At 52.6% G+C, this 13,898-nt stretch carries 9 protein-coding genes and 1 tRNA gene; 5 read left to right on the forward strand and 5 right to left on the reverse strand.

Annotated elements, in window-relative coordinates; genetic code table 11:
* Positions 1-72: 72 nt before the first annotated feature.
* Positions 73-354, reverse strand: a complete 282-nt coding sequence (locus tag AVO41_RS03015) for a hypothetical protein (protein ID WP_153003458.1) — start codon at positions 352-354, stop codon at positions 73-75.
* Positions 355-608: 254 nt separating this feature from the next.
* On the opposite strand from AVO41_RS03015, the gene AVO41_RS03020 reads away from it, so the two are divergent.
* The 5 genes from AVO41_RS03020 (at position 609) to AVO41_RS03040 (ending at position 9,118) form a co-directional block, all read left to right on the forward strand.
* Entirely contained in the window at positions 609-1,274 is a 666-nt protein-coding gene (locus AVO41_RS03020; RefSeq protein ID WP_068582341.1) for a cupin domain-containing protein, read from the forward strand.
* A gap of 93 nt (positions 1,275-1,367) precedes the next feature.
* Positions 1,368-3,860, forward strand: coding sequence for a GGDEF and EAL domain-containing protein (locus tag AVO41_RS03025; protein WP_068582343.1), 2,493 nt, complete (start codon positions 1,368-1,370; stop codon positions 3,858-3,860).
* A 190-nt stretch (positions 3,861-4,050) separates the two neighbouring features.
* A complete protein-coding gene (locus tag AVO41_RS03030) occupies positions 4,051-5,607 on the forward strand; it encodes an NADH-quinone oxidoreductase subunit L (protein WP_068582346.1) in 1,557 nt (518 codons plus the stop codon).
* A complete protein-coding gene (locus AVO41_RS03035; protein ID WP_068582349.1) occupies positions 5,604-8,063 on the forward strand; it encodes a YbcC family protein in 2,460 nt (819 codons plus the stop codon). The genes AVO41_RS03030 and AVO41_RS03035 overlap by 4 nt, the downstream gene beginning before the upstream one ends.
* A 137-nt stretch (positions 8,064-8,200) precedes the next feature.
* A complete protein-coding gene (locus AVO41_RS03040; protein WP_068582352.1) occupies positions 8,201-9,118 on the forward strand; it encodes an alpha/beta hydrolase in 918 nt (305 codons plus the stop codon).
* 108 nt (positions 9,119-9,226) lie between these two features.
* On the opposite strand, the gene AVO41_RS03045 is transcribed toward AVO41_RS03040, so the two are convergent.
* The 4 genes from AVO41_RS03045 to AVO41_RS03060 form a co-directional block, all read right to left on the reverse strand.
* Positions 9,227-12,067, reverse strand: a complete 2,841-nt coding sequence (locus AVO41_RS03045) for a bifunctional diguanylate cyclase/phosphodiesterase (protein WP_068582356.1) — start codon at positions 12,065-12,067, stop codon at positions 9,227-9,229.
* Positions 12,067-12,999 carry a substrate-binding domain-containing protein gene (locus AVO41_RS03050; protein ID WP_068582360.1) on the reverse strand — a complete coding sequence of 311 codons (933 nt, stop codon included), beginning with the start codon at positions 12,997-12,999 and terminating at the stop codon, positions 12,067-12,069. Before AVO41_RS03050 ends, AVO41_RS03045 begins: the two co-directional genes overlap by 1 nt.
* A gap of 194 nt (positions 13,000-13,193) precedes the next feature.
* Positions 13,194-13,270 (reverse strand) — tRNA-Arg (locus tag AVO41_RS03055).
* 155 nt (positions 13,271-13,425) lie between these two features.
* Complete coding sequence (locus AVO41_RS03060) at positions 13,426-13,746, reverse strand: STAS domain-containing protein (RefSeq protein WP_068582363.1); 321 nt, start codon at positions 13,744-13,746, stop codon at positions 13,426-13,428.
* Positions 13,747-13,898 lie beyond the last annotated feature (152 nt).

Genomic DNA, 13,898 nt, shown 5'->3' on the forward strand with positions numbered 1-13,898 from the left:
CCTTATCGCGGATCGTCTTTTAGGCTGTTTTCTAAAATTTCCTGACCAGGTTGCGATCACTGAATCGTCGAATCAATGCACTCTGCGTTGAATCCATTTTTGCATGTTTTCGTAAGCGTCGTTGGTCTTTGACGCACTTTTGTTTCTTTCTTCGTAAGTGGTGCCAAACACTTTTTTGTAAGCTTGGTTCATGACCGCTTTGAGCATGTCCGCATTCGCAATGCCGGTAACCAGCCCGGCTTCCATATAGCCTTTGATGGCACTTTCCTGCAAAGGGTCTTGGGAGCGATGTTGCTTGACGTGTTGGTACTGATCGACCAGCCGTTCCTTCAGGCGCTGTAGATAGTCATCCATGGTCCGTTCCTCCATTCCACCTCATCATTGAGGCACCGTTTAAATGGTCCCTTGTGGCCTTGACCCGCAATGGCCCAGTCATACGTGCTTCACATAACCGATTATAAATACATTAACAAAACGGGGAAGCCTTTACGCAATCTTTGCGATCTACTCTGTGTAAGAGCGTGATTAACCTGATTTTTTACAGGTTTTCTCTGATTAAGCTCTGTGGTTTGATTAACCCATCTATCATACAAAAAAAGGTTCTCGGTATGACGCAGCGTCCGCCTTGTTCGCTCAATATGGACTTGACTGAGAAAGTGGTGATCGAAACGTCCACTCAAAAATGGGAAGGAAGCCGGGCTGAAAGGGTGCTGAGAAAACCTCTGGAAAGGGAGTATAAGGAGTCAGGGCGAGCCACCAGTCTGGTGCAATTTCTTCCCGGCGCTTCGTTTCCCACCCACTGCCATGAAAATGGGGAAGAGATTTATGTGCTGGAAGGCATTTTTTCCGATGAAGAGGGCGATTACCCAGCAGGGACTTATTTGCGCAATCCGCCGGGCTCCAGGCATGCCCCATTCTCTAAGGAAGGGTGTACGTTGTTTGTCAAGCTGGAGCAGTTTGCAAGCAACGATCGATCCCGGGTTGTGATCAATACAAATGAAGCGCCGTGGCAGCCAGGCATTGGGAACCTGAAAGTGATGAGCTTGCATCATTTTCAAACCGAGCACACGGCGCTGGTGTGGTGGCCGGCGGGCGAGCGCTTCCAGCCCCATCAGCACTGGGGCGGTGAGGAGATTTTGGTGCTTGATGGTGCCTTCATTGATGAACATGGCCATTATCCCAAAGGAACCTGGCTTAGAAGCCCGCACAAAAGTTTGCATGATCCCTGGGTGGAAAACGAAACGCTGATATGGGTCAAAACCGGGCATCTTTAACAAAAAACAGCGCCTGAGGAGTGACTTCGTTTTATTTGACCCTTCTGTGGAAGCTACCTACAATTAAATTGACACAATAAAAAAATAAAAACAATGAATCAGTTTGCACTGGAACGCATTCCCCACCTGGACCTCATCGCTCTGATGCCGGTCGGTTTAATCGTGCACGATGCTAATAGTGAAGCTGCCATTTTTGCCAATGCCAAAGCCCTGAGTATTCTGGGTATGTCCCAGGAAGAGCTGATGGGAACCAAGGCGAGCGACCCCCTTTGGAAACCTTTGGATCATCAAGGACGCGTTCTGTCATCCGAACAGCTGCCCGTCAGTGTGACGCTGAAAACCCATCAGCCGGTTTCAGAGTTTATGATGGGGCTGGCCTACCCGGATAAAACAATCTGGTTAAGCGTCAACACCGAACCGCTTTTTGATCAGGCGCACTTGTCGGCCATCCTGGTGACCTTTACCGAAGTGACCAATGAAAAACAACTCAGAGATGAAGTTGAACTACAGAAAAAACGCATGGAGCTGGCGGTTGAAGCCACGCGTGATGGGCTTTGGGATTGGGATCTGGTGACCGATGAGGCGTATCATTCGCGTCAGTTTGAACGCATGTTGGGGTATGACGGCAATGAACTGCCTGATAACTCGCAGGCCTGGTCATTATTGGTGCATCCCGAAGACATTAATGAAGTGTTTGCCAGGGTAAAACGTTACCTCACGTCTCAAGGCAAACAACCCTACAAAAGCGTTTTCCGAATGAAGCATAAAAATGGGGAATGGCGTTGGATCGAAGCCAAGGGCAAGGCCATTTTTGATGAGCAGGGCAATCCGACGCGTTTTATTGGGTTTAATCATGATATCACTGAGCAGTTGGAGCAAACCAAGCGCATTGAGTATTCGGCCAAGCATGACATGCTGACCGGCCTGCCGAACCGTTTTTTATTTGATGAACTGCTGCATAATGCGTTGCAACGCACCAAACGTTCTCATGCCCGAGTTGGGTTGATTTATCTTGACCTGGATGGCTTCAAGGCGGTCAATGATCAATATGGCCATCATGTCGGGGATCGGGTTTTGGTACAAGTCGCCCATAGGCTTGAAGCGTCCTTGCGTACGGCAGATTTTCTTACTCGTCATGGCGGGGATGAGTTCATCATCTGCCTGTCGGAAATGCAAGACGATCGTGAGTTAATGCCGATCCTGGAACGTTTGCTGGAAACGGTCAATGAGCCGCTTGAAGTTGCCGACGGGCACGAAGCGGTTCATGTGGGGGCGTCCATTGGCGTGACGACCTATCCGCAAGAAACCGAGCTGGGGGCCGATGCGCTGATTCGGCAAGCGGATCTAGCCATGTATGAAGCCAAGGCAAGCGGTAAAAATCAATACTTATTTTTTTCCGCCCTGGAAAACAAATCCTTTTCCGAGATTTCTGAACTCAAAAATCAGCTCATTCAAGTCATTGATAACAATGCCGTTTATCTGCATTATCAACCTAAATACGATGTTCATAAACGCCGACTTTGTGGGGTGGAAGCATTGTTGCGTTTGAAAATCCATCCGGGTGAACCCTGGGCGTCCCCTCAGTCGTTTTTGTCTGTGATTGAATACGACGCGACACTGGCTCAGACCCTTGGCCGCTGGGTGTTTGAAGAAGCGTTTGAGCAACTGGCGCAGTGGAATATGGCTGGCATGGACATTGACATCAGTCTCAATGTCAGTGCTCATGAAATGGAAGAAAGCCATATCCTTCCATTGCTGACGTCTCTGTTTCATGCGCACCCGGCCGTCAGGCCCGAGCAAATCGAGCTTGAAATTCTGGAGTCATCCGCCATCAATCACCCTGAAAAAGTGGCTGAAGTGATCCGTCAGTGCAAGCATTTGGGGGTGAAGATTGCACTCGATGACTTCGGAACCGGTTATGCCTCGTTAAGCTATTTTAAACATTTTCCTGTGGACACCCTCAAGATTGACCGCGGGTTTATCACGGAATTGCATTCGGCCCATAAGGATTTTTCAATTGTTCGCGCCTCCATTGGTTTGGCGCAAGCTTTTCATTGTCAGGTGGTGGCCGAAGGCGTGGAAACACAACGGGTGGGTGAGACGCTGATTAAGCTTGGGTGTGATGTGATTCAAGGATTTATCGTGGCAAATCCCATGAAAGCGTCCGCCATTCCTGATTTCTTTCAGTCCTATGCGCCACCCGAAGCGTGGCGGGCGTGTCAAGAAATATCGCCTGCAGAGAAGTCCATTTTACAGGCGTTGAATGACCTTGATGTCTGGCGCCAGAATTTAAAAGCCTCTTTTTCAGAGCAGACGCGCGACAGTGTGCATCATATTCTGTTTGGCCCTTCGTCTCTATTAAGTCCCTGGCTGAGAGCCGAGGGGGCTGAGATCATTCAAAACAGTGAAACTCTGGCAAAACTGAATGATTTGAACACCCAGTTAAGTCAACAAGCCCACCGTCTGATGCACCGTTTTCAACTGAAGAGAGAGCCTCAAGACTGGACGCTGATCGATCGACTGGTTCAAACCTTATCCGACGAATTGACGGGTTGCCTGGACAGCTTTGCCACCCCGGCTGAGTGACAGCGCGTTTCAAGGGCGATCTTTTATGCCTAACCTCGCAAACCATGGCCAGAGTCTATGGGTTGCATTCGATTTCCCAATTTTTCTTTTTGGCGGCCTTCTCCTACTATTGAAGTCAAGAATTGTGCTTGCTTTTTAATCACTTGTTTTGCATGACACAACGATCAACGAATGTGAGAAGGAGTGTGACATGACCAGTGCATGGATTGAAACCTGGGTGATGGTCTTCATCCCCATTGGCTTTTTTGTGGTCGCGTTATTCAATGAAAAGATCGCACGTTGGCGTCTTGCGGCGAATTTCAGTTTGTTTGGTTTGGCCTTGACGGTTTTGATGGGGGCCGCCGCGATCGCAGGCTGGGTCAACCTGGATCAACCCAGCCACTGGTTTATTCCCTCTGCATCCAGCTTGGTGATGCTCGGGCTGGTTAACTTTATCGCCTACATCAATATCCGCTATTCCAGTGCCTACATGGCGGGCAACGTGGACGAGGAAAGACGCTATCTCAGTTGGCTGATGGTGACGCTGGGCAGTGTCTCCATGGTTGTGGTCAGCAATCACATGTTGTTGTTTATGGTGGCCTGGATTGCCATCAGCTTGAGCCTTCACCGGCTATTGATTTTCTTCCCTCAGCGCCAGCGAGCGGTCCTGGCCGCCCATAAAAAATACATCTTTGCCCGTGTGGCCGAGTTGTGTCTGCTGGGTGCCATTTTGATCCTTCATTTTGAACATGACACCTGGCTGATCAGTGAGGTGTACCAAAATGTCAGTCAGGCGACGGCTTTGAGTACGCTTGACCACTGGGCGGCGGTGTTGCTGGCACTGGCGGCATTGGTCAAGTGTGCGCAACTGCCTTTGCACGGTTGGCTCATCCAGGTCGTTGAAGCGCCGACGCCCGTATCGGCGCTTCTGCATGCAGGCATTATTAATCTGGGCGGCTATTTATTAATCATCTTTGCGCCGCTGATTGTTTTGTCCGATGCCGCGCAATGGCTGCTGTTGATTGTCGGTGGGATTACCACCGTGCTCGCCGCACTGGTGATGATGACACGGGCCTCGGTCAAAGTGCGTCTGGCCTGGTCCACCATGTCGCAGATGGGCCTGATGCTGGTGGAGTGTGCATTGGGACTGTTTGAATTGGCCCTGCTGCACTTGCTGGCTCACTCCTGTTACAAAGCGTACGCGTTCCTCAATTCCGGTTCGGAAGTGGAGGCCAGTATGAAACGTCGTTTGTCATTGGCGGTTGCCCCGACACGCCTCGACTGGTGGCTGGGCGGCCTGATCGCGGCGTCACTGGTCGCAGCACTGATTTGGGCGGCTGAGATTTCCGGCCCCTACAGCCCATGGTTGCTGCTGGCGATTGCGTTGACCCTGTTGATTGCCGAGCGTCGCGGCCGCCTCTCGGTGGCGTCGGTCACCGGCATGATGACACTGGCGGGCGTGCTGCTGGTTGCCTACACCCTGCAAAAAAACGGCGTGGGCATCATCGTGCCGTCAATGCCCACCTCGGTTGGGTGGCCGGGTGACCTCTGGATCGCGGTGTTGCTGGGATTGTTTATGGCCGGTTATATCCTGATGCGCTATCACGCCGACCAGCCCTGGATGGTCAAAACCCGTCGCGCTTTCTATGCCGGCTTCTATTTGGATGAATGGGTGACCCGATTGAACCTGAGGCTTTATCCGACCCGGTTACCCGTTCGCTTTAAACCCAAAAAGTTGCAGATTCCGAAAGAGGAGTTGTACCGATGATGTCAAATCCAAACCCAGCCCCGGGAGAACGTCAAGCCCAGGCACTGAAGCCTGAATTGAATCAGAATCAAGCTCAGGCGCTGCAAGATGCGTGTGGTCGGATTGCGCCCACCTGGCCATTGGATGAACTGATTGCGGTCAACCCCTGGTGGGAAATGCGCGATCAGCACATGATGGATGTGTCGGCCAAACTCAGCGCCCTGACCCAAGCTCAGTGCGTGATGCCCAAGTCCTATTTCCAGGATGTCTGGATGGAGCAATTGCAGCCGCACCATCTTCAGCAAGCGACCCAGGAGATGGGACATGACTACAGTGTGGAGACGCTGGAGCGTTTTTTGTTGGAAGACGACGAGCATACGCATTGGCACAATGTGAGTGATTTTGTCGACAGCGGTCGTGATCGCCAGCACAAAATGGCTTGGCGGGATGAGATTACCCATCAGATCAGTCAGTTCTGTGCGGATTTTTTCCGTCATAAAACCGATCAGGGTTCCTACGCGGCCACCTATGGGGATCTTTACCGAGAGTGGCTGGCCACGACCCGACAGGACAAAGGCATCGAAATCCTGATGGCGGAAGACGGTCTGACCGAGCAGTTCATGGATTTACCGGAGACCTCGGAAGGACTGCTGGCGGAGGCACTGACCGGATTGGGCGTGATGGACGATCAGGTGGCTGATTATGCCCATGCCTTGCTGCTGGATGTGAATGGTTGGGCGTCCTGGGTGGCTTACCTGCGTTGGCAGGATGGCTTGAACCAGCAAGACAACCAACTGATGCTTGATTTCATCGCCATACGTGTGGCCTGGGAGTGGGTACTGTGGCGTCATCAACGTGCGCGTGATAAAGGGGTGTTCAACGAACTGAAAGTCCTGTGGCGTCATCAGATGAACATCCTGCCGCAATTGATCGCCGCCCATAAAGAAGCCCAGACCAAATCCTGGATTTGGCAACGTGCTTTGGAAATGGCGTATCAGTCGACCTTGCATCAACAGTTGAGCCATGCCAGCCAGACATCGGAAACCGAGACGCAACAACCGCTGTTGCAGGCGGCCTTCTGTATCGATGTGCGCTCAGAGGTGATGCGCCGGGCTCTGGAGGCACAGGACCCGCGCATTGAAACCCTGGGCTTTGCCGGATTCTTCGGTTTGCCAATCGAATATCAACCGGTGGGCACCGATGTGTCGCGCCCTCAGTTGCCAGGACTGCTTAAGTCCGGCATCAAGGTGTCGCCGATTCTGTCGGAAAGTGACAAGGCCAAAACCCGCCAGGCGCTGAATAAAAAGGCGCGCTGGATCGAGTGGGGCATCGCACCGCCGTCGGCGTTCAGCATGGTGGAATCATTAGGGCTGATGTATGCTTTTAAGTTGTTGCGCAACAGCTTGTTCCCATCGGAAGGCACCCACCCGATTAATCATTTGCCTGCCTCGGATGCGTTTGAAATGACGCAAAACGAGGAAGCCATCACCCTGGAACAGAAAGTGGATTTGGCGGCTGGCATCCTGCATGGCATGGGGCTGGACCATGATTTGGCCGAAACGGTGATGCTGGTGGGGCATGGCAGCAGCAGCTGCAATAACCCGCATGCCGCCGGGCTGGATTGTGGTGCCTGCGGCGGTCAGACCGGTGAGATTAATGTTCGGGTCCTGGCGTTTTTGTTGAATGACCCGGCGGTGCGCGATGGGCTCAAGCAAAAAGAGATCGAGATTCCCGAATCCACCCGTTTTGTGGCGGCGATGCATAATACCACCACAGATGAATTCACCTGTTATGGTTTGGAAGATCGAACCGAGACCATCGAAAACTGGTTGGTGCGTGCCACCGAGCTGGCACGCCAGGAACGGGCCGTTCGTTTGGGACTGAGCGATCTGAGCGGACGCACATTGCACGAATCGATCAAAGGTCGTGCCCGGGATTGGTCGCAAGTGCGTCCCGAATGGGGGCTGTCCAACAACGCCGCGTTTATCGTGGCACCGCGTGCCCGCACCAAAGGACTGGATTTTGAAGGTCGTGCTTTTTTGCATGATTACGATTGGCAGCAGGATGCGGATTTATCTTTGCTGACGCTGATCATGACCGCGCCCATGGTGGTCACCAACTGGATCAACCTGCAGTATTACGCATCGGTGTGTGACAACCATGTTTACGGCAGTGGTAACAAGGTCTTGCATAATGTGGTGGACGGTTGCATCGGGGTGTTTGAAGGCAATGGGGGCGATCTTCGCATCGGTCTGCCCATGCAGTCTTTGCACAACGGTGAACAGTGGATGCACGATCCTTTGCGTTTGAGTGTGTACATTGACGCGCCACGTGACGCCATTGCTCAGGTTGCGGCCGACAATGAGGTGGTGCGTCAGTTGATCGATAACGAATGGCTGTATTGTTTCCGCTGGGATCGTGATGGCCGCATTGAACGCTATCTGAATCAGGCATGGCTGGTTCAGGATGTCCGATAGAAACCGAGTCTGACAAAAAGGGGGTGCCACAACGGTTGCACGGTTTTTGCGCTGGTTTTGCGTGAAAGCCGACGTTATGATGAAGCCGTTTGCACGCCAATAACGAAACAGTATGGTTTTCATCAGGAGGATACACAATGCAATCGATCAATAATAAGCGCGGTTGGGGCTGGCTCTCACTGGCCTCTCTGTTAACCTTCTCGGCCTGGGCTCAAGCCGTTCAGGCCAAAGAGGTGACACAGACTTTTGAGGGTCAGACTCTCAATGCCAATCTGGTTTTGACCGATGACGGCTACAATGGGCCGGTGGCGTTGCTTTTGCACGGGACTCTGACGCATAAGGGGCGTTCGACCTATTCGCAATTGCAGGATAATTTAAACGCCTACGGCATCAGTTCTCTGGCGATTAATTTATCGCTGGGGCTGAATGACCGTCATGGCGAATACGACTGCGCGGTGACCCACACGCACAAACACACCGATGCCCTGAAAGAGTTGGATGTGTGGATGGATTGGCTGGAAGCCAAAGGCGCCGACCAAATCACGCTGATGGGTCATTCACGTGGTGGCAACCAGGCGGCCTGGTATGCCAGTGAACATCCACGCGACAGCTTGACGCATCTGGTGTTGTTAGCTCCGGCGACCGGAGAGCAGCAATCCCCGGCGGATTACCAGAAAAAATACGGTGTGGCGCTGGATACAGTGTTGAACAAGGCACAGAAACTGGTGGACTCAGGCAAGGGTGACACGGTGATGAAAGGGGTGGACTTCATTTATTGTGAAGACGCCGAGGTCACCGCTGAGGCGTTTGTGGATTATTACACCCAGCGTCCTCAGTTTGACACCCCGACGCTGCTGAAAGACCCCGCTGTGCCGACCCTGGTGATCATGGGCAGTCTCGATGATGTGGTGGCGGATTTGCCGGAAAAAATCGCTCCGGTGGCCGAAGCGCAGGATCAGGTCAGCACTGTGACCATTGACGGTGCGGATCATTTCTTCCGTGACTTTGTCAATGAAGACGTGGCGATTGAAACCGAGGCCTTTATCAGCCAGTAACCTGCGACGCTAACCGAGCGCACCATGATCTCTGACCCCGCCCAGGCGGGGTTTTTTATGGTCATTTGACCAGGCCTGGTCAAAATGATGCTGGGGGGAGCCGGTCTTTCAGCGTTCCCACTGTCGTTTGAGAATGGCGTCGGCTTTGACCGGCTTGCTGAAGTAGTAGCCCTGGTAGGCCAGACAGCCCAGTTCGGCCAGTCGGGTCTGATGCGCCTCGGTTTCCACCCCTTCCGCGATCACATCCAGCTTCAAACTTTTTGCCAGTGAGATGACCGTGGTGACGATGGCTTCATCGTTTTCATCCTCCAGCAGATCACGCACAAAGGTCTGATCAATTTTAAGCTGATCCAGTGGCAGGGATTTGAGGTACGACAGCGACGAATACCCGGTGCCAAAGTCATCCAGGGCAAAGCGAATGCCCACGGCCTGTAACTCCGTCATTTTCTGGCTGATTAAGGTTGGCTGAGTCATGAACACATTTTCAGTCAATTCCAGTTCCAGCCGTTGTGGATTCACGTCTGCTTGCTCAAGGGCCGCCAGCGTTTTGCTGACAAAGTCATCTTGCATGAATTGATCAATGCTCACATTGACTGCGAGTGTCAAAGCCTCGGTCTCAGGGTGTTGGGCCCATTGGTGAAGTTGCTGACAGGCACAACGGATGACCCAGTCGCCGATGGCAACAATCTGGCCGGTCTCTTCGGCAAACGGAATGAATTCAAAGGGTGGGACCATGCCCCGTTGTGGGTGTTCCCAACGAATCAGTGCTTCCACGCCTTTTACCCGGTTGCCCTCTGTGATTTGAGGCTGGTAATAGAGCACAAACTGGTCTTGTTCCAGTGCCAGCTCGATGTCGGCCTGGAGTTGTTTTTTCTTTTGCACCGCCAGGTCAATGTCGTCGGTGTACACCTGCAGTTGGTTTTTGCCGGATCGTTTGGCGTAATACATGGCCTGATCGGCTTTTTTCAGAATTTCGGTCACGTCCTGGGTTTCCGGGGTGATCACGACCATGCCAATGCTGGGGCTGGAGCGATAGGTTTTGCCTTCCAGTTCCATCGGGGCATTCAAAGCGCGGCGGATGGCCATGCCTTGTGCCTGGTAGGCATTGTCTGACAAGTCTTTGAGTGACACCGCCACAAATTCGTCGCCGCCGAGGCGGGCCAGCAGACGATCTTCTTCGGGCATCACGGTGCGCAGTTGCTCGGCCACTTTAACCAGAAACAGGTCGCCAATCTCATGCCCGCGGCTGTCATTCAAATCTTTGAAATCATCCAAATCAATGAAAAAGACCGCGGCGTGACGGTTTTCGATCTTGAGTTGTGCCAGCAGGGCGTTGAGCTGGTCAAACAGTTTGCGTCGATTGGCCAGATGGGTCAGGGGATCGTAAAACGCCAGTTGCGTGATCTTTTCTTCCGCGGCTTTTTGCTCGGCGATGTCTTGGGCGGTGGCCAGATAGTGGGTGACGTCGCCAGCGTCATTTTTGACGGCGGTGATGGTCAGCCACTGCGGATACAGTTCACCATTTTTACGGCGATTCCAGATTTCACCCGACCAGGTGCCTTGTTGTTCGATTTTTCGCCACATCTGCTGATAAAACGCAGCGCCATGGCGACCAGATTTAAACAGACTGGGCGTTTGTCCGATCAGTTCTTTGGCGGTCCAGCCCGACAGCGTTTCGTAGGCATGATTGACCTGAATGATGGTGTTGAAGCGATCCGTGATCAACATGCCCACGTTGGATTCAAAAATCTTGGCTGAGATGGTCAGGTCTTCTTCCCGGGCTTCGATTTCATCCATCATGTTGTTGTAGGCGCGCGCCAATTGCCCCATCTCGTTTTGGTCTTTGAGCTGAATTTTCTTGCGATAGTTGCCCGCCTGGATGCGCTCGGTCGCGCGCATTAAGCTGGAGAGCGGTCGATGCAAAACATGGTGAAACACCGCGTAATTCAATGGCAGTACCAGCAATATCAGCACAATCAGTGACCACAGTAGGGCTGAGTAAGCCTGTTTCAATTCTTGCTCATACACATGAGCCGGATAAAGAAAGGCCGCTTCGAGCGGGTGCTGACCAAACGTCACCTCAAAATGTTGAATCAGGCCCTGCGGGGTTTCGATCAGACGTCCGTCATGCGGAAAAGCCGCAATGTCTTCCCACTTAAAAGGGATTTGAGCATTGGTTTTGATGATGCGCTGGCCTGTGTTCTGATCAAAAACCGCCAGCTTCAGGTCGTCAAATTCACTGTTGTGGATGAGGGCGTCCAGGTCGTTGAGCAAAATCATGAACCCGGCGGTGTCACCGGAGAGACTTTGGATACGACTGACCAGCCCCACGAACCATTGCGTCCGATGGCTGGGGGACCGGATCAGGAAAAATGCCTGCGTGGCGGCCGAGGGAGCGTTTTCCAAGGTGTTTTGAGCTTGTTGCCAGATCTGGCGGATTTCCTGAAACAGTGGAGCAAGAGGGCGTTTGTATCCGCTTTCAAATTGCAGTGTATTTTCCTCGCCGCTGGCAGGTTTGAATCCATAGACGGACCGTGAGCGATGGTTTTGAAAGAACCCGATCAGTTCGCCTTTCGGTTTGAACAGATAAGCCTGCTGATAGCGTCCCAACAGATACCCTTCTTTGAGGTTTTGAGCCAGGGCTTGTTTTTCGTGGTCAAACAGATAGGCATGGGCCTCACCCGGGGTTTCGTATTCATGGATCACGCGGACACTGGGTAAAAAGCTCTGGTGCTGATAAAGCCCGGTTTTGGCCGTCATCAAATTGGCCTTGATTTGAGACAAGGTTTCTTCAAAAGTGAAAAACCCGGTGTCCATCTGTGCCTTAGCCTGGGTCTGGTGGTAGCTTTTGAGCGAGTGGTAAAAGAGGGCGCCCAGCCCTAAAAGCGCTGACAGGGTGACCAGCACAACAAACAGGCTCAGTTGAGTTCGCAATGACTGCAATGGCATCAAAAAATCGGCTCCACTTGGTTCGCCTGAGAGGGCGTGACCATCTGATGGTCAAGGGTGATCTGCTTTGGCACAGGCCGACCGTCGATGATCCGCTCTACGATGGCCGCGCCTTCCTTGCCGCCCGTGGGGTAAGTGTAGCTAACGCTTTGCTCACCGGCAAGCAGGGCTTTTTGGGCGGCCTGAATATAATCAATGCCGACGATCACCAGATCGCCCGGATCCATGCCATGTTTTTTGAGTGCCAGCCGGGCACCGATGGCCATGCTGTCACTTTGGGCATAAATGGCATCAAAGCGCAGCCCGTTTGCCAGCAATCGGTCGGTGGCAACCAGTGCCCGAGAACGGATAAAGTCGGCGCCACGCTCAATCACCTCAAATTCCGGTGCCAGGGTGGCGAGAAAACGCTCTGTCCGCGCCAGCGTGACCGAGTTGCCCGCAACGCCGGAAAGCATCAGAAGTTTGCCGCCCTCTGGCAGTGTTTGATTGATAAACTGAGCCGCCTCTTCGGCAATCGCACTGTTATCGGGGGCGATGTAGGTGGTGTAGGCATCCCCATCAATTTTTCGACCTTGTAAGACAACCGGAATGCCTGCCTGATAGGCCTCCCGGATGACCTGAGACAGTCCTCGGCTTTCACGAGGCGAAACCACCAGAACATCCACCTGGTCATTGATCAGGCGTTTGATCTGTTGCATTTGCACCGCGGTGCTGCCGCCGGCGTCGCGGTGAATAAAGCGAATGTCCTGGCGGTGTGCCAGATGTTTTTTGACGTCCATGACTTGCTGGTAGCGCCAGTCGTTGGTCATGTCATCCTGGGAAAATGCCACCACTTTGGCGGATTGCGTGGACGCAGAAACGGCACCGGCCATCCCGGATAGGGGGATCAGACAAAACAAGCTCAGTAATGCGATAAAAAGGCGTTGGGGCATGGCGCAAACGTCCGGTGTGCAAGGTGTCGATGAGTTTAACCGGTCAAGCAACCGGAAATCCAGGGTCACCTTACTGAAAAAACCCCAATAAGAAAAGAGAATGAATAGAAAGTCTTAAGAATGAATGCGTTTTTACCAGGCCTGGTAATAAGTGGTGTTGACGGTGGCAGGGCGATGCAACCCTTTAATAAAAATGGCGCGCCCAGGAGGATTTGAACCCCCGACCTTTGCCTCCGGAGGGCAACGCTCTATCCAGCTGAGCTATGGGCGCGTGGTCAGCGGCGCTTATTATAAGGGTTTCAGAGGCTAAATAACAGGGCGACTTTCCAATGGCGTTGATGAACTGAATTCATGGGGCGAGTAAACGCTGGGCCCTGGTGGGCAAATGGCGTGAGTTTTGTGTCTGAAGTCGGCCAGAGACTCACCTTATACCTGTGTTGACAGTTCGGGAATGTCGAATAAAGTCTGAAATTGAGCGGTATGGAGCGTTCGTTCGACCGATTCAGAAAGATTGATCAGTTTGATCCTCTGCCCCTGACCGTCAAGGTGTTCACGCAATAGCAACAGTAAGCCCAGCGCGGCACTGTCCAGATGGTGAGTCTGGGCGAAATCCAGGACGTAATATTCCGTTGTTCCCTTGCCCGCTTGGTAAGCGGTATTGAAGGCCTCATAAGAGGCCATGTTGAATGAGCGGGGCAGGGTGATGGTCAATGTGTCGCCGGAATGGATGGCGTGAAAATTGTTCATAAAACGTAATCAAATCTGTTTTTATGACGCCCGTTTATCTGCCGAGGGGGCTTGGGAATGTGCGTCTACATCCACCAAATTCCCCTGTATCTTAGCGGTCTTTTCGGTTGATTCCCAGCGATCAGAGATTGAACTTTTTTTGGGGTCGATAA

The sequence above is a fragment of the Thiomicrospira sp. WB1 genome, from assembly GCF_001507535.1.
Classification (GTDB): Bacteria; Pseudomonadota; Gammaproteobacteria; order Thiomicrospirales; family Thiomicrospiraceae; genus Hydrogenovibrio.